This is a genomic window from Pseudokineococcus lusitanus, from assembly GCF_003751265.1.
GTDB lineage: Bacteria > Actinomycetota > Actinomycetes > Actinomycetales > Quadrisphaeraceae > Pseudokineococcus > Pseudokineococcus lusitanus.
The window spans coordinates 42,753-68,991 of record NZ_RJKN01000009.1 but is presented as its reverse complement, the minus strand read 5'-3'; the positions used below and the strand labels follow the sequence as shown (position 1 = coordinate 68,991).

At 75.3% G+C, this 26,239-nt stretch carries 22 protein-coding genes; 17 read left to right on the top strand and 5 right to left on the bottom strand.

Annotated elements, in window-relative coordinates:
- The first annotated feature begins 40 nt into the window (after positions 1 to 40).
- On the top strand, positions 41 to 1,876 hold the full coding sequence (gene aspS / locus EDC03_RS15440) for an aspartate--tRNA ligase (RefSeq protein WP_123381153.1): 1,836 nt from the start codon (positions 41 to 43) through the stop codon (positions 1,874 to 1,876).
- A 91-nt stretch (positions 1,877 to 1,967) separates the two neighbouring features.
- Positions 1,968 to 2,768: an LLM class F420-dependent oxidoreductase gene (locus EDC03_RS15435; RefSeq protein WP_123381152.1), complete on the top strand. Its 801-nt coding sequence runs from the start codon at positions 1,968 to 1,970 to the stop codon at positions 2,766 to 2,768.
- A gap of 6 nt (positions 2,769 to 2,774) precedes the next feature.
- Here the strand turns inward: EDC03_RS15435 and EDC03_RS15430 are convergent, their stop codons facing one another.
- The 4 genes from EDC03_RS15430 to EDC03_RS17405 all read right to left on the bottom strand — a co-directional run bounded on the left by EDC03_RS15430 (position 2,775) and on the right by EDC03_RS17405 (position 7,382).
- On the bottom strand, positions 2,775 to 4,796 hold the full coding sequence (locus EDC03_RS15430) for a VWA domain-containing protein (protein ID WP_123381151.1): 2,022 nt from the start codon (positions 4,794 to 4,796) through the stop codon (positions 2,775 to 2,777).
- A 45-nt stretch (positions 4,797 to 4,841) separates the two neighbouring features.
- Positions 4,842 to 6,269, bottom strand: a complete 1,428-nt coding sequence (locus EDC03_RS15425; RefSeq protein WP_422393834.1) for a sigma 54-interacting transcriptional regulator — start codon at positions 6,267 to 6,269, stop codon at positions 4,842 to 4,844.
- Between the two features lie 86 nt (positions 6,270 to 6,355).
- Complete coding sequence (locus EDC03_RS15420; protein ID WP_123381150.1) at positions 6,356 to 7,138, bottom strand: GNAT family N-acetyltransferase; 783 nt, start codon at positions 7,136 to 7,138, stop codon at positions 6,356 to 6,358.
- A gap of 49 nt (positions 7,139 to 7,187) precedes the next feature.
- The gene (locus tag EDC03_RS17405; protein ID WP_148058110.1) at positions 7,188 to 7,382 is read right to left on the bottom strand and encodes a hypothetical protein; all 195 of its coding nucleotides are present in this window, start codon (positions 7,380 to 7,382) and stop codon (positions 7,188 to 7,190) included.
- A 166-nt stretch (positions 7,383 to 7,548) separates the two neighbouring features.
- Here EDC03_RS17405 and EDC03_RS15410 point away from each other — a divergent pair, with 166 nt between their 5' ends.
- Positions 7,549 to 8,994: a replication-associated recombination protein A gene (locus tag EDC03_RS15410; RefSeq protein ID WP_241967219.1), complete on the top strand. Its 1,446-nt coding sequence runs from the start codon at positions 7,549 to 7,551 to the stop codon at positions 8,992 to 8,994.
- Between the two features lie 172 nt (positions 8,995 to 9,166).
- On the opposite strand, the gene EDC03_RS17710 is transcribed toward EDC03_RS15410, so the two are convergent.
- Positions 9,167 to 10,084 carry a hypothetical protein gene (locus EDC03_RS17710; protein ID WP_158674333.1) on the bottom strand — a complete coding sequence of 306 codons (918 nt, stop codon included), beginning with the start codon at positions 10,082 to 10,084 and terminating at the stop codon, positions 9,167 to 9,169.
- A 106-nt stretch (positions 10,085 to 10,190) separates the two neighbouring features.
- On the opposite strand from EDC03_RS17710, the gene rpsD reads away from it, so the two are divergent.
- The 14 genes from rpsD (at position 10,191) to EDC03_RS15335 (ending at position 26,232) form a co-directional block, all read left to right on the top strand.
- Positions 10,191 to 10,826, top strand: a complete 636-nt coding sequence (gene rpsD, locus EDC03_RS15400; protein WP_241967218.1) for a 30S ribosomal protein S4 — start codon at positions 10,191 to 10,193, stop codon at positions 10,824 to 10,826.
- A gap of 262 nt (positions 10,827 to 11,088) precedes the next feature.
- On the top strand, positions 11,089 to 11,445 hold the full coding sequence (locus EDC03_RS15395) for a DUF948 domain-containing protein (protein WP_123381148.1): 357 nt from the start codon (positions 11,089 to 11,091) through the stop codon (positions 11,443 to 11,445).
- A 2-nt stretch (positions 11,446 to 11,447) separates the two neighbouring features.
- Complete coding sequence (locus EDC03_RS15390) at positions 11,448 to 11,720, top strand: DUF6167 family protein (protein ID WP_199720313.1); 273 nt, start codon at positions 11,448 to 11,450, stop codon at positions 11,718 to 11,720.
- 104 nt (positions 11,721 to 11,824) lie between these two features.
- A complete protein-coding gene (gene alaS, locus EDC03_RS15385; protein ID WP_123381147.1) occupies positions 11,825 to 14,500 on the top strand; it encodes an alanine--tRNA ligase in 2,676 nt (891 codons plus the stop codon).
- 22 nt (positions 14,501 to 14,522) lie between these two features.
- Positions 14,523 to 15,503 (top strand): Holliday junction resolvase RuvX, encoded by a 981-nt coding sequence (gene ruvX / locus EDC03_RS15380; RefSeq protein ID WP_241967217.1) that lies wholly within the window; start codon positions 14,523 to 14,525, stop codon positions 15,501 to 15,503.
- Positions 15,500 to 16,531: an endolytic transglycosylase MltG gene (mltG, locus tag EDC03_RS15375; protein WP_123381146.1), complete on the top strand. Its 1,032-nt coding sequence runs from the start codon at positions 15,500 to 15,502 to the stop codon at positions 16,529 to 16,531. The genes ruvX and mltG overlap by 4 nt, the downstream gene beginning before the upstream one ends.
- The gene (locus EDC03_RS15370) at positions 16,528 to 17,409 is read left to right on the top strand and encodes a shikimate dehydrogenase (protein ID WP_123381145.1); all 882 of its coding nucleotides are present in this window, start codon (positions 16,528 to 16,530) and stop codon (positions 17,407 to 17,409) included. The genes mltG and EDC03_RS15370 overlap by 4 nt, the downstream gene beginning before the upstream one ends.
- A 110-nt stretch (positions 17,410 to 17,519) precedes the next feature.
- A complete protein-coding gene (locus tag EDC03_RS15365; RefSeq protein WP_123381144.1) occupies positions 17,520 to 19,199 on the top strand; it encodes a GspE/PulE family protein in 1,680 nt (559 codons plus the stop codon).
- Positions 19,200 to 19,264: 65 nt separating this feature from the next.
- Positions 19,265 to 20,452, top strand: a complete 1,188-nt coding sequence (locus EDC03_RS15360; RefSeq protein WP_123381143.1) for a type IV pilus twitching motility protein PilT — start codon at positions 19,265 to 19,267, stop codon at positions 20,450 to 20,452.
- A gap of 25 nt (positions 20,453 to 20,477) precedes the next feature.
- A complete protein-coding gene (locus EDC03_RS15355; RefSeq protein WP_123381142.1) occupies positions 20,478 to 21,704 on the top strand; it encodes a type II secretion system F family protein in 1,227 nt (408 codons plus the stop codon).
- A 284-nt stretch (positions 21,705 to 21,988) separates the two neighbouring features.
- Positions 21,989 to 22,438: a type II secretion system protein gene (locus EDC03_RS15350; RefSeq protein ID WP_123381141.1), complete on the top strand. Its 450-nt coding sequence runs from the start codon at positions 21,989 to 21,991 to the stop codon at positions 22,436 to 22,438.
- Between the two features lie 109 nt (positions 22,439 to 22,547).
- Complete coding sequence (locus EDC03_RS15345; RefSeq protein ID WP_158674332.1) at positions 22,548 to 23,783, top strand: prepilin-type N-terminal cleavage/methylation domain-containing protein; 1,236 nt, start codon at positions 22,548 to 22,550, stop codon at positions 23,781 to 23,783.
- The gene (locus tag EDC03_RS15340; protein ID WP_123381139.1) at positions 23,780 to 24,439 is read left to right on the top strand and encodes a PilW family protein; all 660 of its coding nucleotides are present in this window, start codon (positions 23,780 to 23,782) and stop codon (positions 24,437 to 24,439) included. Before EDC03_RS15345 ends, EDC03_RS15340 begins: the two co-directional genes overlap by 4 nt.
- Positions 24,436 to 26,232, top strand: coding sequence for a hypothetical protein (locus EDC03_RS15335; RefSeq protein WP_123381138.1), 1,797 nt, complete (start codon positions 24,436 to 24,438; stop codon positions 26,230 to 26,232). Before EDC03_RS15340 ends, EDC03_RS15335 begins: the two co-directional genes overlap by 4 nt.
- The last annotated feature ends 7 nt before the right edge of the window (positions 26,233 to 26,239 follow it).

Below are 26,239 nucleotides of genomic sequence, written 5' to 3'. Positions count from 1 at the left end.
GCCCGCCGCGGGCGGACCCCCGACGAGAGGACCGCACCCCGTGCTGCGCACCCACGAGGCCGGCAGCCTGCGCGCCGACCACTCCGCCGCCGAGGACCCCACCGTCGTGCTGGCGGGCTGGGTGGCCCGGCGCCGCGACCACGGCGGCGTGGCCTTCCTCGACCTGCGCGACGTCTCCGGCGTCGTCCAGGTCGTCGTGCGCGACGAGCTGCTCGACTCCTCCGGCGCCCACGACCTGCGCAGCGAGTACGTCGTCCAGGTCACGGGGCAGGTCCGACGTCGCCCCGAGGGCAACGAGAACCCCGACCTGCCGACCGGCGAGGTGGAGGTGCTCGCGACGGCTCTCACCGTCCTCGCGACCGCCGACCCGCTGCCCTTCCCCGTCGAGGCGTCCGGCGCCGGCGAGGTGGGCGAGGAGGTCCGGCTCAAGCACCGCTACCTCGACCTGCGCCGCTCCGGCCCGGCCGCCGCGCTGCGCCTCCGCAGCGCCGTCAACCGCGCCGCCCGCGGCGTCCTCGACGGCCATGCCTTCACCGAGGTCGAGACGCCGACCCTCACCCGCTCGACGCCCGAGGGCGCCCGCGACTTCCTCGTGCCCGCCCGCCTCGCGCCGGGCTCCTGGTACGCGCTGCCGCAGAGCCCGCAGCTGTTCAAGCAGCTGCTCATGGTGGGTGGGGTCGAGCGGTACTACCAGATCGCCCGCTGCTACCGGGACGAGGACTTCCGCGCCGACCGGCAGCCGGAGTTCACCCAGCTCGACGTCGAGATGAGCTTCGTCGACGCCGACGACGTCATCGCCCTCGCCGAGGAGGTGCTGACGGCCCTGTGGCGGTTGATCGGCCACGAGATCTCCGGCCCGATCGCTCGCATGACCTACGCCGACGCCATGGCGCGGTACGGCAGCGACAAGCCGGACCTGCGCTTCGGGCAGGAGCTCGTCGACTGCACGGACTACTTCTCCGGCACCCCCTTCAAGGTCTTCCAGGCGCCCTACGTCGGCGCCGTCGTCATGCCCGGCGGCGCCTCGCAGCCGCGCAAGCAGCTCGACGCGTGGCAGGACTGGGCCAAGCAGCGCGGTCACCGCGGTCTGGCGTACGTGCTCGTCGGCGAGGACGGCGAGCTCCGCGGGCCGGTGGCCAAGAACATCTCCGAGGACGAGCGCGCCGGGCTCGCCGCGCACGTCGGCGCCGTCCCCGGCGACTGCGTGTTCTTCGCGGCGGGCCCGGCGACGTCGGCCCGGGGCCTGCTCGGCGCGGCCCGCCTCGAGGTGGGCCGTCGCTGCGGCCTCGTCGACGAGCAGGCCTGGGCCTTCGTCTGGGTCGTCGACGCGCCGCTGTTCGAGCCGGCCGACGACGCCACGGCGTCCGGCGACGTCGCCGTGGGCGCCGGCGCCTGGACCGCGGTGCACCACGCCTTCACGGCCCCGACGCCGGAGTGGCGCGACCGCTTCGAGTCCGACCCGGGCGCGGCCCTGTCGCAGGCCTACGACATCGTCTGCAACGGCAACGAGATCGGCGGCGGCTCGATCCGCATCCACACCCGCGAGGTGCAGGAGCGGGTCTTCGCGGTGATGGGCCTCGCCGAGGAGGACGCGCGCGTCAAGTTCGGCTTCCTCCTCGACGCCTTCGCCTACGGCGCCCCGCCGCACGGCGGCATCGCCTTCGGCTGGGACCGGATCGTCGCGCTGCTCGCCGGCGCCGACTCGATCCGCGAGGTCATCGCCTTCCCCAAGAGCGGCGGCGGCTACGACCCGCTGACCGCGGCGCCGGCGCCCATCACGGCGCAGCAGCGCAAGGAGGCCGGCGTCGACGCGCGTCCCGAGCCGGCCCCGGGGGCGGCGTCCCCGACGGCGCCGGAGCGCGGCGGCACCAGCTGACAGGTCCCCGACGGGGCGGCGGCACGACGACGGCACGTCCGTCGGCGTCCGGCCGCCCCGTCGTCGTCCCGGCGCTCGTACTGTCGGCCGCGTGAGCGACGACGCCGTCCCCCCGCCCAGCCGTCCCGTGCGCATCGGCGTGCAGGTCCAGCCGCAGCACGCCGACTACCCGCAGATCCGCCGGGCCGTCGCGGCCGCGGAGGAGGCCGGCGTCGACCTCGTCATGAACTGGGACCACTTCTTCCCGCTGTACGGCGAGCCCGACGGCAAGCACTTCGAGTGCTGGACGATGCTCGGCGCTTGGGCCGAGGCCACCGAGCGCGTGGAGATCGGCGCGCTCGTCAGCTGCAACTCCTACCGGAACCCCGACCTGCTGGCCGACATGGCGCGGACGGTCGACCACGTCAGCGACGGCCGGCTGCTCCTCGGCATCGGCTCCGGGTGGTTCCAGCGCGACTACGACGAGTACGGCTTCGAGTTCGGCACCGCAGGGGGGCGGATCGCCGACCTCGCGACGGCGATGCCGCGCATCGAGGCCCGCTGGGCGGCCCTCAACCCGGCACCGCTGCGGGACATCCCCGTGATGATCGGCGGCGGCGGCGAGAAGAAGACGCTGCCGCTGGTCGCCCGTCACGCCGACATCTGGCACTCCTTCGGCGACCCCGCGACGGTCGCCCGCAAGGGCGAGGTCCTCGACGGCTACTGCCGCGACCTCGGCCGCGACCCCCGCGAGGTCGAGCGGTCGGCGGGCGTCGAGGGCGACCCGGCTGCGTCGGGCGACGCGCTGCTCGGAGCCGGCGTGACCCTCTTCACCGTGGGCACCGGCGGGCCCGACTTCGACCTCGGCCCGCTGCGCGAGTGGCTGGCCTGGCGCGACGACCTCTCGCGCTGACCGGCGTCAGCGGCCCCCGGCGCGGGAGGCCAGGTAGTCGCTGACGACGTACTCCCCGAGCCGGTCCGCCGACGGCGCCAGCACCCGGCCGCCGTTGCGGCGGGCGAGGGCGTCGACGAAGCGGCGCAGGCCCGGGTCGTCGCCGAGGACGAAGGTGCTGATCGGCGTCCGCATCCGGGTCAGCGCGTCGACCTCGCGGACGGTCGCCTCGACGGTCTCCGGCAGCGACGGCCACCAGAAGACCGCCTCGCCGTCCTCGAGGTGCGCCGTCGGCTCGCCGTCGGTGACGACGAGGACGACCGGGTCGAGGCCGGGGTGGCGCGCCACGTGCCGCCGGGCCAGGGCGAGGGCGTGCTGGAGGTTGGTGCCCTGCACGCCGGACGGCTCGACGGCGGCCAGCTCGGCCGTCGTCAGCTCGACGGCCGTGCGGCCGAAGCCGATGACCTGCAGCTGGTCCGCCGGGTAGCGCGTGGCGAGCAGGTGGGCGAGCGCGAGCGCCGTCTGCTTCATCGGCGCCCAGCGGCCCTCCTGCACCATCGAGAAGGACAGGTCGACGCAGAGCGCGACCGCGGCCGCCGTACGGCGCTCGGTCTCGACGACGGCGAAGTCCTCGACCTCCAGCGCGACGGCCCCGGACCGGGTCGTCTGCTGCTCGCCGGCCGTCCGCAGGACCGCCCGCTGGACGGTGCGGACGGCGTCGAGCGGCTGCTCGTCGCCGAACTGCCACTCGCGCCAGCTGCCGGTCGCCTCTCCCGCCGCGCCGGCCGAGCGGTCGTCGTGGCCGCCGCGGTCCCCGCCGCGCAGGCGGGAGAAGACGGCGTCGAGCGCCGTCTGGCCCAGGCGGCGCAGCGCCTTCGGGGTGAGGGACAGGCCGTCGGCCCCGTCCCGGGCCAGCCAGCCCTGGCGGCGGAGCTCGGCGTCGAGCTGCTGCAGCGCCCTCACGTCCGCCGCCGCGCCCGCGCCCAGCTGGCGCTCCACGGCCTCGACGTCGACGTCGTCGAGGGTCGCGCCGGGGTAGTCCTGGCCCAGGGACTGCCCGACGTCGTCGAGGTCGGCCAGCTCGGCCAGCGCGTCGGTGCCCTCGCCGACCGACATCGGCTGCCCGCCGCGGAAGCGCTCGCGGGAGGTGCGGTCCAGGCCGGGGCGCAGCGCCTGCAGGCTGTCGGCGAGCGCCGCCATCTCGGCCTCGAGCCCGGCGTCGCCGAGGGCGTCGGCCATGAGGTCGGACAGCTCGGCGCGCTGCTGGGGCGACAGCGACGCGAGCATCCGGGCGGTCGCCGCCTGCCGGCGCGCCAGCTCGTCGACGAGCTCCTCGACCGTCCCCGGCCGGTCGTCGCCGAAGACCTCGCCGTGGCGGTCCATGAAGTCCCGGAACTGCGCGTCCGTGTCCTCGCCGCGGGCGTGCGCGGACAGCAGCGCGTTGAGGTCGGCGAGCATGTCCTTCGTCGCCGCCATGGCGGCGGCCTGCTCCGCGCGCGCGCCGTCGGCGTCCCCGCCCTCGGCGGCCGCGCGGCGCGCCTCGCGGGCCGCGGCCAGGGCGTCGCGGAGCCCGGCGAACTGGGCGCCGAGGACGTCGTCGCGCAGCTGCTCGCGCACCTCGCGGTACAGCGCCTCCGCGGCGGGGCTGCGCCACGCGTCGTCCTCGAGCTCGCGGACCGCCTCGGCGGTGTCCCGGGGGAGGTCGTCGAGGCGCTGCTCGCGGTCGCGCGCCCCCTGGTCGTCGTCCATGGCCAGGGCCTCGCGCTCGGCGTCCAGCGCGGCGGCGAGCTGCTCGCGCGCCCGGCGGAGCGGTCCCGCGAGGTCGCCCGAGCGCCGGAGCTCCTTCTGCCGCCGCGCCGCCCGGGCGGCGAGGTCGCGCAGGCCGCGGCGGCCGTCGGCGCCCCGCTCGAGGAGGTCGCGCAGGGCCTCGCGGACGCTGCGGCCCTCCATGACCTCGCGGCCGAGGGCGTCGACGGCGGCGCGCACGTCGAGCGGTCCGGCCAGCGGGTCGGGCCCGCCGGCCCAGGCGCCGTAGGAGAAGCGGGCCATGACGACCTCCGGTGGTGCGGCGGTGCGGGAGCGGTGGGAGCGGCGTCAGCCGCCGTAGAGCGTGCGGGCGCCGCCGGGCGCGTCGACGACCTCCTTGCCGAGGCGGCGCAGCAGGTGCAGCCCCTCGAGCACGAGCTCGACCGCGGAGGCCGCCTGGGGGGCGCTCGGCTCGTCGCCGAAGCCGAAGGCGGTGAGCACCTGGGCGAGGCCCGGCACGGTGCCGACCGACGCGAGGACGTCGGCGGACGGGACGAGCTCGCCCGTCTCCACCGTGGCGCCCTCGGCGACCACCGCGGTGATGCCGGACAGGTCGAGCCCGCGGGTGCGCCGCCGGAAGACCTCCGCGACGGCGGTGCGCCGCAGGTGCTCGAGGACGTCGTGCTCGCGCCCCTCCTCGCCGGCCTCGAACTCGACCTTGCCGCGCAGCGTGGTGACGACCGACGTCGTGTCCCCGACGCGGGCGACGGCGGGGCTCTCCCCGACGAGCGCCGAGCGGCGCAGGGCCGCGGCCGCCGTCGTCTCCGCCGCCGCGACGGCGAAGCGGGCCGAGACGCCCGAGCGCTGGTCGACGGCGGGCGACTCGCGCAGCGCCCGGGTGAAGCGGACGAGGACCTCGAGCAGGACGTCGGGCAGCTCGGCCGCCAGCGCCGCCTCCTGGCGGACGAGCGCCACCTCCGCCTCGACGTCGAGCGGGTAGTGCGTGCGGACCTCGGCCCCGAAGCGGTCCTTGAGCGGCGTGATGATCCGCCCGCGGTTGGTGTAGTCCTCGGGGTTGGCCGTGGCGACGACGAGAAGGTCCAGCGGCAGGCGCAGCGCGTACCCGCGGACCTGGATGTCCCTCTCCTCCAGCACGTTGAGCAGGGCGACCTGGATGCGCTCGGCGAGGTCGGGCAGCTCGTTGACGACGAAGATGCCGCGGTGGGCGCGGGGGACGAGCCCGAAGTGGATGGTCTCCGGGTCCCCGAGGCTGCGGCCCTGCGCGACCTTCACGGGGTCGACGTCGCCGACGAGGTCGCCGACGCTCGTGTCCGGCGTCGCCAGCTTCTCCGTGTACCGCGAGCTGCGGTGCAGCCAGCCGACCTCGAGGTCGTCGCCGTGCTCGGCCGCCAGCGCGCGGGCGCGGGCCGAGACGGGCGCGTAGGGGTGGTCGTGGAGCTCGCTGCCGGCGACGACGGGCGTCCACTCGTCGAGCAGCGCGACGAGCGTGCGGGCGAGGCGGGTCTTGCCCTGGCCGCGCTCGCCGAGCAGCACGAGGTCGTGGCCGGCGAGCAGCGCCCGCTCGACCTCGGGCAGCACCGTGTCCTCGTACCCGACGACGCCCGGGAAGCGCTCCGAGGCGGTCGTGCCGGCGCGCATGGCGGCGAGGAGGTTCTCGCGCATCTCCTCGCGGACGCCGCGCAGCACGTGGCCCGACGCCCGCAGGGCACCGAGGGTCGTCGGCAGGTCGGCGGGCGGGACGGGGTCGAGGAGCAGCTCGGTCGCGTCGACCGGGGCGGGGGAGGCGGAGAGGGGGGCGGGCTCTGCCGGGGACGTCACCTCCCGACCGTACGTCCGCGCCGTCAGGCCGGGCGCGGCGAGCCCGGTACCGGGGCCCGCCGGGCGCCGCGGACGAGGCGCGAGCTGAAGCGGTGCGAGCAGCGCCAGCCCAACCGCTCGTAGACGCGGCGGGCGCGGACGTTGTCGGCGTACATGCCGAGCGTGACGACGGGGTGGGTGGCGAGGAGGTCGCGGGTGGCCGCCGCCGTCACCGCCCCGCCGAGGCCCCGGCCCCGGTGGCGCGGGTGGGTGGCCAGCGCGGCGAGGTGCGGCGCCGGCCCGCCGTCCTCCGTCGTCGCGGCCACGCAGGCGAGCAGCCCGCAGGTGCCGCGGACGCCCCACCAGCGTCCGGCGTGGGCGTCACCGGGGCGGGCCGACGGGCGGTCGCTGGCGACGGCGAGGAGCGCGCCGACCGCGGCGTCGTCGGCGCCGCAGCCAGAGGCCCCGCCGACCGCGAGCCGGGCGACGTCCTCCTCGCCCGGGACGGGCTCCGGCGGTGCGGCGCCCGTCCAGAAGAAGTCCCAGTCGTCGCCGCCGACGAGCCGCGCGGCGACGCCCGGCGCGCGCTCCCGCAGGACGTCGAGGGTGCCCCGCACGAGCGTCGTCACCTGCGGGGCCGCCTCCTCGAGCACCTCGGCGACGAGGTCCGCGGCGTCGCCCGGGTCCCCGACGACGACGAGCGAGCGCCCGCGCCGCCGGTCGGCGAGCACCCCCGTGGCCCCGCCGCGCACCCACGTGGCGTGGACCGCGTCGGGGGAGAGGTGCCACCGCAGGAACGGGTCGTCCGGGAGGGTCGGGCGCAGCACGCCGCCGATGCTCGCACCCGGCCCGCGGCGGCCCGGTACCGGCTCGCGGTCAGCCGCCGAGCCGTCGTTCCAGCTCCTCGACCCGGGCCCTCAGCTCGTCGAGGTCCTCGTCGAGGCGACGGGAGACCGAGGTCCCGACGCTGTACCGGGACGGCCCTCGGGCACCCCGCGGCTCTGCCGCCGGGTCGTAGGCCAGGCCGAGGAAGACCATGACGCGGCGGAAGGTCGAGGGCTGGTCGGTCATCGTCCGACCGTAGGGCGGGGCGCGGGCCGACCTGCACCCGTCCGTGGGCCCGGGCGGTCGCCCTGGTCGGACGCCTCGGCCGACGCCGACGGACGGGTCGTGCAGGTCCGCCGGGGCGGTCCGGACGGGATCCCGGCCGAGGTGCGGGGGCACCTAGCCTGGGCCCGTGCTGGGCAGCGGGCCGGACCTCTTCGGCGGGGACGACGACGGCGCCCCGGCGGGGGCGCCGGGCGGGGGCGGCGCGCGGCCGCCGCTGGCCGTCCGCATGCGCCCGCGGGACCTCGACGAGGTCGTCGGCCAGCAGCACCTGCTGCGGGGCGGCTCGCCGCTCCGGCGCCTCGTCGACTCGCTCGCCGAGGCGGTGCCCGGGGCCGCGGGGGGCGGGCCGCGGCGGGTGACGCGCGCGGCGCCGTCGTCCGTCGTCCTCTGGGGCCCGCCCGGTACCGGGAAGACGACGCTCGCGCACGTGGTCTCGCGCGCGAGCGGCGGCGCGTTCGAAGAGCTGTCGGCGATCACGGCGGGGGTCAAGGACGTCCGTCGGGTCATGGACGTCGCGCGCGAGCGGCGCGACCTCCACCGGCGCCGCACCGTCCTCTTCCTCGACGAGATCCACCGCTTCACCAAGGCCCAGCAGGACACGCTCCTGCCCGGCGTGGAGAACGGGCTCGTCGTCCTCGTGGCGGCGACGACCGAGAACCCGTCCTTCAGCGTCATCAGCCCGCTGCTGTCGCGCTCGCTGCTCCTCACGCTGCAGCCGCTGGAGCCCGAGGACGTCCGGGCCCTCCTGCGCCGGGCGCTGGAGGACGAGCGCGGGCTCGCCGGGGAGGTCGCCCTCGACGACGACGCGCTCGAGCACCTGGTCCGGCTGGCGGGCGGGGACGCCCGGCGCGCGCTGACGGCGCTCGAGGCGGCCGCCGGTGCGGCCGCGGCCGACGCGTGGGAGGCGGGCCTCGACGACGACGCCCCCGTGCCCGTCCGTCTCGACCACGCCGAGCGGGCGCTCGAGGCGGCGGTGCTGCGCTACGACAAGGACGGCGACCAGCACTACGACGTCATCAGCGCCTTCATCAAGTCGATGCGCGGGTCCGACGCCGACGCCGCGCTGCACTACCTGGCGCGGATGCTCGAGGCGGGGGAGGACCCGCGCTTCATCGCCCGGCGGGTGCTCGTGGCCGCGAGCGAGGACGTCGGCATGGCCGACCCGACGGCGCTGCAGACGGCCGTCGCCGCGGCCCAGGCGGTCCAGCTCCTCGGCATGCCGGAGGCGCGGATCACCCTGGCGCAGGCCGTCGTCCACCTGGCGACGGCGCCGAAGTCCAACGCCGCCTACCTCGGCGTGGACGCCGCGGTCGCCGACGTGCGGGCCGGGAGGGCGGGCGTCGTCCCCGCGCACCTGCGCGACGGGCACTACGCCGGCTCGGCGCGGCTGGGCCACGGCGTCGGGTACGTGTACGCCCACGACGCGCCGCACGGGGTGGCGCCGCAGCAGTACCTGCCGGACACGCTGGCCGGCCGCCGCTACTACGAGCCGACGGACCGGGGCGCGGAGCGGGAGATCGGCGCGCGGCTGGAGCGCCTGCGCGCGGTGCTGGACGGCCGTGCCCGGCCCTGAGCCGGGGTCACCGGCGACGAGCAGGCGTCTGTCCGCGCCCCGCGGGGGCCCGTGACGACGAACAGGCGCCTGTTCGCGCCCTCCGGGGGGCCGTGACGGCGAACAGGCGCCTGTTCGCGCTCTCCGGGTGCCGGGAGCGCGAGCAGACGCCTGCTCGCGTCGGTCCCGGTCGTCAGGAACGGCGGCCCGGCGCGTAGGGGCAGCAGGCCGCGGCACCCGAGGTGGCGCCGACGACGAGGAGCGCCAGCGCGTCGACGGCGGCGGCCGCGTCGGCGACGGGGGAGGGGAAGAGCAGGCGCAGCGTCGCCGTCGTCGAGGCCTCGCAGCCGGGGGCGCAGGCGGCGCCGTCGCGGCGGCCGCCGCAGCCGTCGGCCACGGCGACCCACGGCCGCTCGCTGCGGCACCGCAGCACCATGCCCGTGCGGTCGGCCCCGACGCAGCGGACCTCGACGACGGAGCCGAGGTCGCGCGAGGCGTCCTCCGCGGAGGGGCGGGCGCCCGGCGCCGGGTGGGCGTGGCCCATGGCGCGGACGAGGTCGACGAGCCGGTCGCCCAGCTCGGCCTCGACCCGGGCGAGCACCTCGGCCTCGCGCAGCGTCACCGGGTCCGCCGTCGCGGCCACGAGGTCCTCGACGGGCAGCTCGGCGCAGCCCTCGGCCCAGTGCAGCCGCGCCGCGGCCGGGTCGAGGAGCAGGAGGCGGCCGTCGGGCCACTGGCCGCGCAGCTCGGCGAGGTCGCCCAGCGCGCAGACAGCGCCGACCGCCTCGACGAGGCGCTCGTGCGGCAGGAGCGACACCCAGCCCTGCACGACGACGTGCGCCCGCGGGACCGTGAGGTCCGGCAGCGGTGCCTCGACGACGACCGACAGCTCGGCGACGGCGTCGTCCGCCGTCCCGCCCCAGCCGTCCGGGTCGAGCCCCAGCGCCTCGACGCCCTCGCGGCTCGCCAGCAGCACGACGACCCCGGCCGCGGTCCGGGCGTGCACGACGGGGACGGCCTCGCCGGTCTCGGCGGCCGTCAGCGTGGCCGCGCCGCAGCCGGACAGCGCGGTGGCGGCGACGACGGCGGCCCCGGGGGCGGTGGTGGTCATGGGAGGGAAGGCTAGCCTAAGGTCTTGCGTCGAGGAACCGTCCGGGCCGACCGGGCGCCCCGCCCGACCACCGCCCGCCGCAGCACCCGACCCCAGGAGCCAGCCCGTGTCGTCCACCCCGTCAAGCACCCGCTCGCGCAAGCAGGTGCGCCTCTCGCGCCGCCTCGGCATGGCGCTCACGCCCAAGGCCGTCGCGCACTTCGAGAAGCGCCCCTACCCGCCGGGCGAGCACGGCCGGGCGCGACGTCGCACCGAGAGCGACTACGCGCTGCGCCTGCGCGAGAAGCAGCTGCTCCGCGCCCAGTACGGCATCCGCGAGGCGCAGCTGCGCCGCGCCGTCGACGAGGCCAAGCGCCACCCGGAGCGCACGGGCGACGTCCTCGTCCAGCTGCTGGAGAGCCGCCTCGACGCCGTCGTGCTGCGCGCGGGCCTCGCCCGCACCGTGGCGCAGGCCCGCCAGGTCGTGTCCCACCAGCACGTCGTCGTCGACGGGCAGCGCGTCGACAAGCCGTCGTACCGCGTCCGCCCGGGGCAGGTCGTCGAGATCGCCCCGCGCAGCCGCGCCCTGCCGCCCTTCCAGGTGGCCGCCGCCGGCGCGCACCGCGACGTCCTGCCGGCCGTCCCGCCGTACCTGCGCGTGGAGATCGCCGACCTGCGCGTCGAGGTCCTGCGCCCGTCGGTCCGCGACGAGGTGCCCGTGACCTGCGACGTCTCGAAGGTCGTCGAGTACTACTCGCGCTGACGTCCCCGACGACGCAGCACGCGCCCGGCGCCGGCCCGGGCGGGACCACGTCCCGCCCGGGCCCCGTCGTGCCGTGGGTCGTGCCGCGGGTCGTGCCCGGCTCCGGCCGCCCCGGCGGTGCCGCGCGGTAGGGTCGCGCCGCGCCTCGGCAGCGGGGCGGAGATCGCCGTGCCCGCGCACCGCCGGCGGCCGCCGCGGACCCCGCGCACGTCGGGGACCGGCGCCGCCCCGGGTCCGCGCGGACCGACCTGGAGGGACCGGTATGACCGGAGGAGACATCGCGGGCCTCATCGCCGCGGTCGCGTTCGTGGTGCTCGTGACGTTGCTCGCGGTGCCGCTGCTCAAGCTCGGCAAGGTCCTCGACGAGGCGGGCGCCGCCGTGCGCCGCCTCTCCGACGACACCCGTCCGCTCATCACCGAGACGACCACGGCCGTCACGCAGGTGAACGAGCAGATGCAGAACGTCGACACCATCACGACGGGCGCCGCCCAGGTGGCCACCAACGTGTCCGCGCTGACGGCCCTCTTCGCCGCCACGCTCGGCTCGCCCGTCGTCAAGCTGGCCGCCTTCACCTACGGCGTCCGCGGCGCCGTCTCCGGCCGCCGGAAGAAGGCCTGACGGTGGGCCGCCTCGTGTGGCTCGGCCTCGGGGCCGTGGCCGGCGTCGTCGCCGTCCGCCGCGCCGCGGGCGCCGTCCGGTCCGCCACCCCGGCCGGGCTCCAGGGCCGGGCCGACGGCTGGCTGGCCGACGTCCGCGCCTTCGTGGCCGACGTCCGCGCCGGTGCCGCCGAGCGCGAGACCGAGCTGCGCGTCGCCCTCGGGGTCGACGCCGGCGCGATGAGCGAGACCGAGGCGCGCGACCTCGTCGAGCGCCCCTACAGCCCGCGCGGCTGACGCCCGCGGCGACCGTCCTCCCCGGGCGGCCGCCGCCCGCAGCCCGCCCCCGCCGGCGTCGCCGCCCCCCGCGCGCGCCGGCCCTCCCACCCGGAAGGCCCGTCATGGAGACCGCGGAGATCCGCCGTCGCTGGCTCAGCTTCTTCGAGGGCAAGGACCACACCGTGGTCCCGAGCGCCTCGCTCGTCTCGCCCGACCCGACGCTGCTGTTCACCGTCGCCGGCATGGTGCCCTTCATCCCCTACCTCACGGGGCGGGAGCCGGCGCCCTTCGACCGCGCGACGAGCGTCCAGAAGTGCGTGCGCACCCTCGACATCGAGGAGGTCGGCAAGACCACGCGCCACGGCACGTTCTTCCAGATGAACGGCAACTTCTCCTTCGGCGACTACTTCAAGGAGTCGGCGATCCCGTGGGCGTGGGAGCTCGTCACCACGCCGAAGGAGCAGGGCGGCTACGGCTTCGACGAGAAGGACCTCTGGGTCACCGTCTACGAGGACGACGACGAGGCCCACCGCATCTGGACGAAGGACGTCGGCGTCTCGCCGGACCGCGTCCAGCGCCTCGGCATGGGCCCCAACTACTGGTCGACCGGCGGCCCCGGCCCCTGCGGCCCGTGCAGCGAGATCTTCGTCGACGCCGGCGCGCACCTCGGCCGCGACGGCGGCCCGGCGGTCGACGAGGACCGCTACATCGAGATCTGGAACCTCGTGTTCATGGAGTTCGAGCGGGGCGAGGGCGGCGGCAAGTCCGGCTTCCCCATCCTCGGCGAGCTGCCGCGCAAGAACATCGACACGGGCATGGGCCTGGAGCGGGTCGCGTACCTGCTCCAGGGCAAGGACAACATGTACGAGATCGACGAGGTCTTCCCCGTCATCGAGGCGGCCTCGGCGATGGCGGGCGTGCGCTACGGCGCCGACCGCGAGGCCGACGTGCGGCTGCGCGTCGTCGCCGACCACGTCCGCTCGGGGCTCATGCTCGTCGGCGACGGCGTCCGCCCCGGCAACGAGGGCCGCGGCTACGTCCTGCGCCGCCTCCTGCGCCGTGCCGTCCGCGCCATGCGCCTGCTCGGCGTCGACGCGCCCTCCCTGGCCGAGCTGACGACGGTCAGCAAGGACCGCATGGCGCTGTCGTACCCCGAGCTCGGGACGGACTTCGGCCGCATCAGCGAGGTCGTCGCCGCCGAGGAGGAGGCGTTCCGCCGCACGCTCGTGGCGGGCACGACCATCCTCGACACGGCGGTGCGGGAGACCAAGGCCGGCGGCGGCACGCAGGTGCCCGCGGCGCGCGCCTTCCAGCTCCACGACACGTACGGCTTCCCCATCGACCTCACGCTCGAGATGGCGTCCGAGCAGGGCGTCTCCGTCGACGAGCAGGGCTTCCGCGAGCTCATGACCGAGCAGCGCGAGCGGGCCCGGGCCGACGCGCGCTCCAAGCGCACGGGGGCCGCGGCCGTCGGCGCCTACCGGGACGTGCTCGACGCGAACGGCCCGACGGACTGGCAGGCGTACACGACGCTGACGACGACGTCCCGCGTGCTCGCGGTCGTCGACGGCGTCGACCCCGTCCCGGCGGCGGGGGAGGGCCGCGTCGTCGAGGTCGTCCTCGACCGCACGCCCTTCTACGCCGAGTCCGGCGGCCAGAGCGCCGACGCCGGCTCGCTCGTCTGGGACGGCGGCTCCGCCGAGGTGCTGGACGTCCAGCGCCCGGTCAAGGGTCTCGTCGTCCACCAGGTCCGCGTCCTCGACGGCGAGCTCGCCCAGGAGACCGAGCTGCGGGCGTCGGTCGACCCGCAGTGGCGCGTCGACGCCTGCCAGGCGCACTCCGGCACGCACGTCGTCCACGCCGCGCTCCGCCAGGTGCTCGGCCCGTCGGCGCAGCAGTCCGGCTCGTACAACCGGCCGGGCTACCTCCGGCTCGACTTCGCGTGGAAGGGCGGGCTCTCGGCGCAGCAGCGCCGCGACGTCGAGGACGTCAGCAACCTCGCCGTCCGCGACGACCTGCCCGTCAGCGCGCAGTGGATGACGCTGCCGCAGGCCCGCGAGTGGGGCGCCCTGGCGCTCTTCGGGGAGACGTACGGCGAGGAGGTCCGCGTCGTCGAGATCGGCGGCCCCTGGTCGCGCGAGCTCTGCGGCGGGACGCACGTGCAGCGCAGCAGCCAGGTCGGGCCGCTCGTCCTCACCGGCGAGCAGTCGGTCGGCGCGAGCAACCGCCGCGTCGAGGCCGTCGTCGGCGTGGAGGGCTTCCGCTACCTCGCCCGCGAGCGGGACCTCGTCCAGCAGCTGACCGACGTCCTCAAGACGCCGGAGGCCGACCTCGTCGGCCGCGTCCAGGACATGGTCGGCCGCCTGCGCGACGCCGACCGCGAGCTGGCCCGCGGCCGCACCGACCGCGTCCTCGCCGCGGCGGGGCAGCTGGCGTCCGCGCCGGCCGACGTGTTCGGCGTCGCCGTCGTCACGCACGACGCCGGCGAGGTCTCCTCGGCCGACGACCTGCGCGCGCTCGTCCTCGACGTGCGGGGGCGCCTCGGCGCCGACCGGCCCACGACCGTCGCCGTCGGCGGCGTCGCCAAGGGCCGCCCGCTCGTCGTCGTCGCGACGAACGAGCGCGCCCGCGAGTGGGGCGTCAGGGCGGGGGCGCTCGTGCGGACCGCCGCGGGCGTCCTCGGCGGCGGTGGCGGCGGCAAGGACGACCTCGCCCAGGGCGGCGGGACCGACGTCGCACGCCTCGGCGAGGCGCTCACCGCCGTCGAGCACCAGGTCGGCGCCGCGGTCACGGGCTGACCGGGGCCGACGGGGGAGCCGGGTGGCACGCAGCGGGCAGCCCCGCCCCAAGCGCAAGCGCGGGGCGGAGCCGGCCGTCGGACCGGTCGACGTCGCCGACGCGGTGACGGCGGACGAGCCGGCGGCGGTGGACGAGCCGTTCCCGGCGGCGCCCGACACCGTGCCCACGGTCCGTCCCGGCGTGCGCCTCGGCGTCGACGTCGGCAGCGTCCGCGTCGGCCTCGCGGCGAGCGACCCGGGGGCCGTGCTCGCCTCGGCCGTCGAGACGGTGCCGCGCGAGCGCCCCGCGGCCGGTCCCCGGCCCCGGACGGCCGCCGCGCGGGCCGCGGCGCGCGCGGCGGCGCAGGAGCGGGGCGAGCCGTCCGACCTGCGGCGCATCGCCGCGGTCGCGGCGGAGCGGGGCGCCGTCGAGGTCGTCGTGGGGCTCCCGCGGTCGATGTCCGGCGCGGAGAACCGGGCTGCGGGTCTGGCCCGGCAGTACGCTGCGCGTCTCGCCGACCTCGTCGCGCCGGTCCCGGTGCGGCTCGTCGACGAGCGGCTCAGCACCTCCGGCGCCCAGCGGGCGCTCCACGAGGGCGGGACGCCGGGTCGCCGCCACCGCGCGGTGGTGGACCAGGTGGCCGCCGCGTGGGTGCTCCAGGCGGCGCTCGACCTCGAGCGCTCGACGGGCCGGCCGCCCGGGAGCCCGGTGACGCCGCTGTCCCGGCAGCACGGGAGCGGTCGCCCGACGCCGGGCGCCGCCGCGCAGGACCCGCAGCACGACGAGCACCACCCGCACGACCAGGAGGACGACGACGAGGTCGCAGGGCGCCGGGGGGCGCGGCCGGACCGAGAGCAGGGAGCAGGGCCGGACGGCCCCGCCCCGCAGGAGGGCACGACCGTGACGAGCACCGCCCGCGAGACCGCCGGCCCCGAGGGGCCCGCGCGTCCCCGCCCCGTCCCCGGACCCCCGCCGGGACGCCGCCCCGCCGTGACGGCGGGCGACGAGGGGAGCACGCCGTGAGGCGCCTGCGCGCGGCGGTCGTCCTGCTCCTCGCGCTGGGCCTCGTCGTCGGCGCGGGCGTCGTCGGGTGGGACTTCGTCAAGCCGCTGCTCGACCGCACCGAGGAGCCCGTCGACTACGCGGGCCCGGGCGGCGACCCCGTCGAGGTCCAGGTCGCCGAGGGCGACACCGGCCAGCAGATCGCGGCGACGCTGCAGGCCGCGGACGTCGTGCTCACCGAGGAGGCCTTCACGACGGCGGCCGCCACGGAGCCGCGGGCGTCGGGCATCCAGCCCGGCACGTACCGCCTGCAGGAGCAGATGACGGGCGAGGGGGCCCTGGCGCTGCTGCTGGCCCCCGAGTCGCGCATCAGCCTGCGCGTGCAGCTCATCGAGGGCCTGCGGGCCGTGGACGCGCTCGCGACCATCGAGGAGGACACGGGCATCCCCGTGGCCGAGCTCCAGGCCGTCGCCGACGACCCCGCCGTCCGGCTGCCGGCCGAGGCGAGAGGCAACCTCGAGGGCTACCTCTTCCCGGCGACGTACGACTTCGAGCCCGACGTCACGGCGCTCGAGCTCGTGGCGACGATGGTCGCCCGCACGGAGCAGTCGCTGACGTCGGCCGGTGTCCCGCCGGAGCGCTGGCACCGCACGATGACGGTGGCCAGCCTCGTCGAGGCCGAGGCCTCCCGCGAGGAGGACCGCCCCAAGGTCGCCCGTGTCATCGAGAACCGCGTGGGGATGGGCATGCCCCTGCAGTTCGACACGACCGTCGACTACGCCACCGGCAAGCGCGGCCTCACGACGAGCGACGACGACCGGGCCACCGACTCGCCGTACAACACCTACGTCTACCCGGGCCTGCCCCCCGGGCCGATCGACTCGCCCGGCGACAGCGCCATCGCCGCCGCGGCCGCCCCGGCCGAGGGCCCGTGGCTCTACTTCGTGGCCGTGAACCCGGACACGGGGGAGACGAACTTCGCCGAGACCTTCGCCGAGCACGAGCGGAACGTCGCGCTGTTCCAGCAGTGGCTGCGCGAGAACGGGTGACGCAGGGGACGACGCCCCGCCGGGCGGCCGTCCTCGGGCGGCCGGTCGCCCACTCGCTGTCCCCGGCCATGCACCGGGCGGCGTACGCGGCGCTCCGGCTCGACGGCTGGTCGTACGACGCCCGCGAGACCGACGAGGCGGACCTCGCGCGGACGGTGGCCGCGTGCGGCGACGACTCGGCGTGGGCGGGGCTCTCGCTCACCATGCCCCTCAAGCGCGCCGTCGTGCCGCTGCTCGCGGGCACCGACCCGGTGGCGGCGGCCACGGGCGTCGTGAACACGGTGACCTGGGACGACGACCGGCGGCCCCACGGCGCGAACACCGACGTCGACGGCGTCGAGCGGGCCGTCGCGGCGGTGCTGACGCCGGCAGCGGCCCCGCGCACGGGCCTCGTCCTCGGCGGCGGGGCGACCGGTGTCTCGGCCGTCGCCGCGCTGGCGCGCCTCGGGTGCACCGAGGTCGTCGGCGCCGTGCGCGACCCGGCCCGCGCCCGGCCGCTGCTCGCCGTCGGCGTGGCGTGCGACGTCGCCGTCCGGCTCGTGCCCTTCGCCGGCGCGGCGGCCGCGGTGGACGCCGCGGACGTCGTCGTCTCCACCGCGCCCGCGGGCGCCGCCGACGTCGTGGCGGCCGACCTGCCGCCCGCGGGCGAGCGCCCGCAGGTGCTCCTCGACGTCGTCTACGCGCCGTGGCCCACCGCGCTGGCCGCGGCCTGGGGCCGTCGCGGCCCGGTCGTCGACGGCCTGGAGATGCTCGCCCACCAGGCCGTCGGCCAGGTGCGGCTCATGACGGGGCACGCCCCCGACGCCGCGGTCCTGCGGGCGGCGGCCCTCGCCGAGCGCCGCCGCCGCGCGGAGGCGGACCTCCTCGGACGCCCCTGACCCGGACCTGAGGGCCGGCCGGCAGGTGTCCTCCGGACGCCCCGCGGGCCCACCGGACGGATGCGCCCGGACGGGTCAAGGCGGGCGGGCCGCCTGCCGATGAGCACGACATGCGGACCCGTACCCGGCTCGGCGACCTCCTCGTCCAGCAGGGCGTCATCACCCCCGAGCAGCTGAGCGACGCGCTCGCGCACCAGCAGGTCACGGGGGAGCGGGTCGGCCAGGCGCTCGTCAGCACGGGCGTCCTCACCGAGGCGCAGCTCGTCGCCACCCTCGCGACCCAGGTCGGGCTCTCCTTCGTCGACCTCGGCGAGCACCCGGTGGACCCGTCCGCCGTCGCGCGCGTGCCCGCGGCCCTGTGCCGCCGGAGCACGCTCCTGCCCATCGGCCTCGACGCCGAGCGGCGCCTCGTCGTCGCCATGGCCGACCCCGGCGACGTCGTCGCCGTCGACGACATCCGCAGCATCACCGGCCTCGACGTCCAGCCGGTCGTCGCCACCCGCGACGACCTCCGGACGGCCATCGAGCGCTTCTGCCGCGCCGACGCCGACCTCGACGACCTCACGACGGCGATGCACGCGGACGCCGAGGTGGAGGAGGACCTCTCCCTCGTCGCCGCCGCGGTCGAGGACGCGCCGATCGTCCGCTACGTCAACCTCCTCATCGACCAGGCCATCACCGACCGCGCCTCCGACATCCACATCGAGCCGGGCGAGCACGAGCTGCGCGTGCGCTTCCGCATCGACGGCGTGCTCCACGAGGTCATGCGCTCGCCCCGGTCCATCCAGTCGGGCGTCACGAGCCGGCTGAAGATCATGGCGGACATCGACATCGCCGAGCGGCGCAAGCCGCAGGACGGGCGGCTCTCGGTCGTCCACCACGGCCGCAAGATCGATCTGCGCGTCGCGACGCTGCCCACGGTGTGGGGCGAGAAGGTCGTCATGCGGATCCTCGACAACTCGACGGCGAGCCTCGACCTCGCCGACCTCGGCTTCAGCGAGTCCAACCACGCGCGGTACGCGACGAGCTACCGCAAGCCCTACGGGATGCTCCTCGTCACCGGCCCGACCGGCTCGGGCAAGTCGACGACGCTGTACGCGACGCTCAACATCGTCAGCAAGCCCGAGATCAACGTCATCACCGTCGAGGACCCCGTCGAGTACCGGCTCCCCGGCATCAACCAGGTGCAGGTCAACCCCAAGGCGGGCCTCACCTTCGCCGGCGCCCTGCGCTCGATCCTCCGCTCCGACCCCGACGTCGTCCTCCTCGGCGAGATCCGCGACAAGGAGACGGCGACCATCGCCGTCGAGGCCGCGCTCACCGGCCACCTCGTCCTCTCGACGCTGCACACCAACGACGCGCCGTCCGCCGTCACCCGCCTCACGGAGATGGGCATCGAGCCCTTCCTCGTCGGCTCGGCGCTGGACTGCGTCCTCGCGCAGCGGCTCGCGCGCCGGCTCTGCGACCGGTGCAAGGAGGCGTACCGCCCCGACGAGGCGCACCTGCAGACGCTCGGCTTCCCGCTCGCGCCGGGGGAGGCCGTGCCCGTGCTGCACCGCGCCGTCGGCTGCCCCGCCTGCTCCAAGACCGGCTACAAGGGCCGGCTCGCGCTCCACGAGGTCATGTCCGTCACCGAGGAGGTCGAGCGGCTCGCCGTCTCGCACGCCTCGGCGTCGGAGATCGGCCGCACCGCCCGGGCCCAGGGCATGGGCAGCCTCCGCGACGACGGCTGGGGGAAGGTCCGCGCCGGCCTCACCTCCGTCGAGGAGATCGTCCGCGTCGTCGCCTGAGCGGCGGGCGGGTGCTCCGACCCCGCCGGCCTCAAGCCGCCGCCCGCCCGTCCGACAAGGAAGCCATGGAGCTCGAGCCCGTCCTCGCCGTCGACCTGCCGGTCGCGCCGCCCGTCGCCGCCCCCGCGGCAACCCTGCCCGCCGCCGGGCTGCCGCAGCAGCGCAGCGCCGCGCCCGACGCCGAGCCGACCGTCGACATCCCGGCCGCCCTGCACGCGATGGTGGCGCTGGGGGCCTCCGACCTGCACCTGACCTCCGGCGTGCGGCCGATGGTCCGGGTCCGCGGCGAGCTGCAGCCGCTCGACGGCTTCGAGGTCTGCACCCCCCAGGCGCTCGAGCGCGCGCTCTTCTCGATGCTGCCCGCCAAGATGCGCGAGCGGTTCGAGAGCGCCCTGGAGCTGGACCTCTCGCACGCGCTGCCGAACGTGGCCCGCTTCCGCGTCAACCTCTACCGGCAGCGGGGGAGCGTCGGCGCGGCCTTCCGCGTCATCCCCTTCGAGCTGCGCCCGCTCGAGGACCTCGGCGTCCCGCCGGCCGTGGCCGCCTTCGCCCACATGCCGCGCGGCCTCGTCCTCGTCACCGGCCCCACGGGCTCGGGCAAGTCGACGACGCTCGCCTCCATCATCGACCTCGCCAACCGCACGCGGCGCGACCACATCATGACCGTCGAGGACCCCATCGAGTTCCTCCACGAGCACAAGTCGTGCGTCGTCAACCAGCGCGAGGTGGGGGAGGACACCCACTCCTTCGCCGAGGCGCTCAAGCACGCGCTGCGGCAGGACCCGGACATCATCCTCGTCGGCGAGCTGCGCGACCTCGAGACCATCTCCATCGCGCTCACCGCCGCCGAGACCGGTCACCTCGTCTTCGCGACGCTGCACACGCAGGACGCCGCCCAGACCATCGACCGCGTCATCGACGTCTTCCCCGCCGACCAGCAGCACCAGGTCCGCGCCATGCTCGCCGGCGCCCTCCAGGGCGTCGTCTGCCAGACGCTCTGCAAGCGCGCCGACGGCCAGGGCCGTGCCGTCGCGACCGAGGTCATGATGGCGACCCCCGCCATCCGCAACCTCATCCGCGAGGGCAAGACGCACCAGATCTACTCGTCGCTGCAGGCCGGGGCCCAGCACGGCATGCACACCCTCGACCAGCACCTGGCCGAGCTCGTGCGCGTCGGCGTCATCACCTACGAGCACGCCGTCGAGAAGAGCCACAGCCCGGCGGACGTCGCCCGGCTCTGCGGCCGCTCCTGACCCCGACCCATCCCGAGGGAGACCCATGGCGACCGCCACGAAGACCTACGAGTACGCCGTCCGCGACGCGGGCGGTGCGCTCGTCAGCGGCACGCTCGAGGCGTCGAGCGAGGCCGCGGTCGTCTCCCGGCTCAAGGGGATGGGGTACGCGCCGGTCTCTTTGCAGGAGAAGAAGACCTCCGGCCTCAACACCGAGATCTCGCTGCCCGGGTCCGACCGGGTGTCCATGAAGGACCTCGCGGTCATGTCGCGGCAGTTCGCGACGATGGTCGGTGCCGGTCTGTCGCTCCTCCGCTCGCTCGCGATCCTCGCGGAGCAGTCGGAGTCCAAGGGCCTCCAGAAGGCTCTGGCCGACGTCCGGTCGCGGGTGGAGGCCGGCTCGTCGCTGTCGGACGGTTTGACCGCCCACCCGAAGGTCTTTCCCCCGCTGATGACCAACATGGTCCGAGCCGGCGAGGTCGGCGGCTTCCTGGACACCGTCCTGCTCCAGATCGCCGAGAGCTTCGAGGCGGAGGTCAAGCTCCGCGCCAAGATCAAGTCGGCGATGACCTACCCGGTGGTCGTCTTCGTCATGGCCATCCTGGCCGTCATCGGCATGCTGATCTTCATCGTCCCCGTCTTCACCGGGATGTTCGCCGATCTGGGCGCGGACCTGCCGACCCCGACGAAGGTCCTTGTCGGGCTGAGCAGCGTCATGACGAAGGGAGCCCCGGTCCTCCTCGTCCTGGGCGTCGCCGGGGCCGTGGCCTGGAGCAGGTACAAGACGCATGCGCGGGTGCGGGACGTCGTCGACCCCCTCAAGCTGAAGCTGCCGGTGTTCGGCAACCTCTTCCGCAAAGTGGCCATCAGCCGTTTCACGCGTAACCTCGGGACGATGGTCGCCTGCGGCGTCCCCATCCTCCAGAGTCTCGAGATCGTCGGCCAGGCTGCCGGCAACGTCGTCATCCAACGGGCGACGGACGACGTCGCCGAGTCCGTCCGGCAGGGGCGCACGATCTCCGGACCGCTGGCGCAGCACCCGGTGTTCCCCGCGATGGTCGTGCAGATGCTTGCCGTCGGAGAGGACACGGGCGCCGTGGACTCGATGCTCCACAAGATCAGCGACTTCTACGACCAGGAGGTCGAGTCGACGACGGAGGCGCTGACCTCGCTCATCGAGCCGCTCATGATCGCCGTCCTGGGCTCGGTCATCGGCGCCATGATCGTCGCCCTCTACATGCCGATCTTCACGGTCTTCAACGCCATCCAATAGTGACAAGCCTACTCACCCGAGACCCCGTCACGTGATCCGTGACGGGGTCGCCGTGCGTCCACCGGCGCCGTCCGTCTATTGGCGTCGTCCGCCCGTAGCACGGCCGAGAAGGAGCTGCGGCGGCCGGACCACTGGGATGCGCCGTCCGGGTGACCCAGCCAGGGCCGCGGGGTGAGTGCTCAAGGCGGTTCAGCTGGCGCCGATGTCAGGGGTACCACCGAGTCGGAGCGCACAGGGCGCGGGTTCACCAGCGACTCACCACCAATCCCCGAAGGGACACCGCCATGCTGGCTCGCATCCAGAAGTCGATCCGCGAGAAGGACGCCGGCTTCACGCTCATCGAGCTCCTCGTCGTCATGATCATCATCGGCATCCTCGCCGCCATCGCCATCCCGGTCTTCCTGTCCCAGCGCGAGAAGGCCCGGGACACGGCCACCAAGGCGGACGTCTCGACGGTGGGCAAGGAGATCGCTGCCTACTACGTCGACGGGACCTCTCCCATCACTGTCACGACGACCGCCGCCAACGCCGCGACGCCCGCGTACACGATCTCCACGACGGGGGCTGGTGGGGCGCAGCTGAGCACCGGCTCCCTCAGCAAGGGCACCGTGCTCGCCAACGTGACGGGCACCGGCGCGACCGACTGGTGCGTCGCCTTCACCAACGCCGACGGCAGCGCGGCGAACAAGACCTGGAAGTTCAACAAGGGCGGGCTCTCGGCCGGTCAGTGCTGACTCTCGACCACTGACGGGGGGCTGTGGACGTCACAGCCCCCCGTCGTCACGCCCATGCCGTGGTCGCCGACGTAACACCGGTCAGTCCGGCAGCGAAAGGGAGTCGATGATGGCTTGCCCCAAGGACGAGGGCTTCACGCTCATCGAGGTCGTCGTGGCCGCTGTCGTCCTCAGCATCATGGCTGCCGCCACGGCGGTCGTCCTCGTGCAGTCCCTCGACCTGACGCGCGACAACGCCCAGCGCGTCCAGGCGGCGTCCGTCGCGCGGACCCAGCTCGAGGCCGTGCGAAGCGCGAGCGCGACGACCGTGGCCAACGGCAGCTCGGTCGTCGGCACCAGCACGCTCCAGGGCACGACCTACTCCGTCACCCAGACCGTCACCCCGTTGGCGGCCGCCACCGGCGCCGCCTGCGCCGCCGGCAACGGCGACCTCGCCTACAAGCGCGTCAGCGTCAGCGTCATCTGGCCCGACATGGGCACCACCGCCCCTGTCCGCGCGGACACCCTCGTCGCCCTGACCCCCGCCGAGCGGGCCGCCGCCTCGACCCGCGGTGCGGTCGCGGTGCAGGTGCAGACCCTCGACGGCGCGGCCACCGCGCCCCTCGACGGGGTGACGGTCACCCTCGGCAGCCAGTCCCAGTCCAGCGGCACGGACGGCTGCGTGGTGTTCGACTCCCTCACGCCCGGCTCGTACACGCTGTCGGCCGGACGCACCGGCTACGTCGACGTGGACGGCAGGCCCGCCTCCACGAGCACGGTGGTCGTCAGCGCCGGCACGACGACGCAGCCGGCGACCGTCCTGCTCGCCCCGGCGGGGGCCCTGGCCGTCACGCTCACCGCTCCTGCGGGCTTCACCGTCCAGCCGACGACCGCTCCGGCGTCCTTGACGCTCGACACGGCCCGTTTCGCCCCCCAGACCTACCGCTCCTTCGACGACTGCGACGGCAACGCGGCCGCGCCGGTGGGCTGCCTCACCGGCTCACCGCGCACCGCAGCACAGCTCTTCCCCGCGACGTACCTCGTCAGCGCCGGCGGGTGCGGTGTCGCCCCGCCCTCCGGCACGCCGGTGTCAGCGGTCGTCACGTCGGGGCGGACTACGCCCGTCCAGGTGGCTCTCGCGCCCGTGACCGTCCGGCTCAAGGCCGGCACCGCGGGCAGCAGCACGGTCACCGTGACGAGCCAGCCGCTCAACGGGTGCACCGCGGCCGTCCACACCCTCACCGGCGTGAGGACGACGGGCAGCGGCGTGGCCCTGCCCGTGGGCACCTGGACCTTCGCCCGGTCGGGCGGGACCTCGACGACCGTCACCCTCGGGACGACGACGACCACGCAGGTGGAGCTGTGAGGCAGGACCCTGGCCGCCCGCTCGCCCGGACCGGCTCCGTCGACCGCCGCGGCGACGACGGAGTGACGCTGGTCGAGCTGGTCGTCGGCATGGCCCTCGCCGGCCTGCTACTCATCACGGTCGCGGGCGTCTACACCTCCGGGCTGCGGACCGCGTCCACCGTGATGGCGAAGACGTCGACGACGGCGGACGCCGCCTTCGCGACCGACGTCATCTCGCGCCGGCTGCGCGTGGCCGTCACGCCGAACGCCACCGACGCAGCGCTGGTCGTGGCGCAGGCGGACAAGCTCAGCTTCTACGCCAGCGTCGCCACGAGCCCGTCGGCCACGGTCGACCCCGTGCCCACGCTGGTCGCCTACGCGTACGACGCCTCGAGCGGCTGCCTCACCGAGACGTTGACGCCTGGGTCCGGTGCGGCGGCGCCGTACACGTGGACCACCGGGGCCAGGACCACGTGCCTGGTGCGGGGGTCCGTCAGCGGTGGTGGCTCGTCGATCTTCACCTACTACGCGGGTGCGACCGGGTCGACCACGACCGCCACGGCGTCCGCGGTGCGCTCGGTGGGCGTCTCGTTGGCCGTCACCCAGACGTCCGGCGCCGGTACCGCCACGACACGGGACAGCACGCGGGTCGTGCTCGAGAACCTGGGACTGTGAGCACGATGCGCCGCTTCGACCCCCGCCGAGACGAGTCCGGCTACGCCCTCGTCGCCGTGCTGCTGACGATGCTCGGCCTCGCGCTCTTCGCGATGCTGGCGATGACCACGGCCGTCCGAGCCGCGGTCCCTAGCCGCTCCGTGGGCGACGTCGTCACCGCGACCGCCGCGGCGCAGGCCGGCATCGAGGAGTACGTCGCCCGGCTCGCCGAGAACTCGACGTACTACAACGTCAACGGCACCGGGGACGACGCGAGCAATAAGGCATTCGTCGTGCGACGGGACGGCAGCAGCTACGGCGACGGCCGAGACCCCCGTGGCGTGCAAGTACCGGGCTCCGGGACGCAGGGCGCCTACTTCCGGTACCAGCTCCTCACCTCGCCCACTGAGACAAGCCGCGGCGGCACCATCCGCCTGCGCGTCACCGGGACCACCACGTCCACGGCCACCCGGCCCGCCGAGAGCCGGACGCTCACGGCGACGCTGCAGCAGCCGGGCTTCCTCCAGTACATCTACGTGACGGACGTCGAGGCGGTCGACCCGAGCCTCTACAACACGGCCACCGTGAGCGCTGCGGTCAACGGCTCGGGCACGCGCTACACCAACGGGGGGAGCCCGGCTTTCGTGGCCTACGCCGACCCCTCGGCCGTCCTCACCACCTGCGCCAAGCGCTACTACGAGGGGCGGAACGCCCCGACCTACCAGTCGTCCGCGAGCCTTCCCTACTGGGAGCAGCGTTACGACTACTCCAACCAGGCGTGGAGGCCGACCGGCGGCCTCACCAAGAGCTCGGACTACGGCAAGAAGATCACCTTTGCCTGCCAGAACATCCAGTTCGGCGGTGGTGACGTCATCACCGGGGCTCTGCACTCGAACGATGCCCTGCTCATCGGGTCGAGCGGAACGGTGACCTTCCAGAGCCCGCAGACGGAGTCGAGCTGGGCGGACAGCGCGACGCCCGCGCCTGCCGCTGGCCGGCGATACTGGGGAGCCGGCACGCCGATCGGGACGTCGCCGGTCTACGCGCCACCGCTCTCCCTGCCGAAGACGAACGACGACCTCCGTTCTTACGCGGGGGCCGACGGCACCGGATGCACGTACACCGGTGAGACCCGTATCACCTTCGTGGGCGCCTCGATGAAGGTCCTCAGCCCTGGCACGACGTCGACCCAGTCTGGCTGCCTCAGCACGGCCAACCGGGCCAACGAGCAGACCGTCCCGATCCCGTCGGTGATCTACGTCAAGGACTCGACGGCAACCTGTGCGTTCGCCCTCGGCTACCCACGTAGCGGTGAGGACACGAGCGGGACGACGACGCAGTACGACTGCAAGTCCGGTACGGCCTTCGTCCAGGGCGAGGTGAAGGGCCAGGTGACGGTCGCCACCGAGCGGGACATCGTCGTGACCGGTGACCTGACGTACGCGTCGGGCCTCACGGGCAGCGACGTCGTCGGCCTCATCCCCAACAACTTCGTCTGGGTCTACAACCCCGTAAACGCCTCGGGTAACGCCCTCGCCGGGTACGGCGGGCCGGTTACGATCCAGGCCGCCATCCTCAGCCTCCAGCACAGCTTCCTCGTGCAGAACTGGGCCGAGGGCGCACGACGGGGGAACCTCACCGTGGACGGTGTCATCGCGCAGAAGTACCGCGGAGCCGTCGGGACCTCAGGCAGCCCGGGCACCGGCTTCACGAAGGCCTACAGCTACGACGAACGACTGCGCTACCTGCCGCCCCCGTACTTCTTGACGCCCGAGTCCACCCCGTGGTCGGCCGTCAGGGTGACCGACGGGTGAGGCCACG

What these genes read in the sequence shown, in the direction of transcription:
- EDC03_RS15430 (WP_123381151.1), bottom strand. Translation starts at nt 4,796, where the DNA reads ATGGCCCGCTTCTCCTACGGCGCCTGGGCCGGCGGGCCCGACCCGCTG.
- EDC03_RS17405 (WP_148058110.1), bottom strand. Translation starts at nt 7,382, where the DNA reads ATGACCGACCAGCCCTCGACCTTCCGCCGCGTCATGGTCTTCCTCGGC.
- EDC03_RS17710 (WP_158674333.1), bottom strand. Translation starts at nt 10,084, where the DNA reads ATGACCACCACCGCCCCCGGGGCCGCCGTCGTCGCCGCCACCGCGCTG.
- EDC03_RS15395 (WP_123381148.1), top strand. Translation starts at nt 11,089, where the DNA reads ATGACCGGAGGAGACATCGCGGGCCTCATCGCCGCGGTCGCGTTCGTG.
- alaS (WP_123381147.1), top strand. Translation starts at nt 11,825, where the DNA reads ATGGAGACCGCGGAGATCCGCCGTCGCTGGCTCAGCTTCTTCGAGGGC.
- EDC03_RS15365 (WP_123381144.1), top strand. Translation starts at nt 17,520, where the DNA reads ATGCGGACCCGTACCCGGCTCGGCGACCTCCTCGTCCAGCAGGGCGTC.
- EDC03_RS15360 (WP_123381143.1), top strand. Translation starts at nt 19,265, where the DNA reads ATGGAGCTCGAGCCCGTCCTCGCCGTCGACCTGCCGGTCGCGCCGCCC.
- EDC03_RS15355 (WP_123381142.1), top strand. Translation starts at nt 20,478, where the DNA reads ATGGCGACCGCCACGAAGACCTACGAGTACGCCGTCCGCGACGCGGGC.
- EDC03_RS15350 (WP_123381141.1), top strand. Translation starts at nt 21,989, where the DNA reads ATGCTGGCTCGCATCCAGAAGTCGATCCGCGAGAAGGACGCCGGCTTC.
- EDC03_RS15345 (WP_158674332.1), top strand. Translation starts at nt 22,548, where the DNA reads ATGGCTTGCCCCAAGGACGAGGGCTTCACGCTCATCGAGGTCGTCGTG.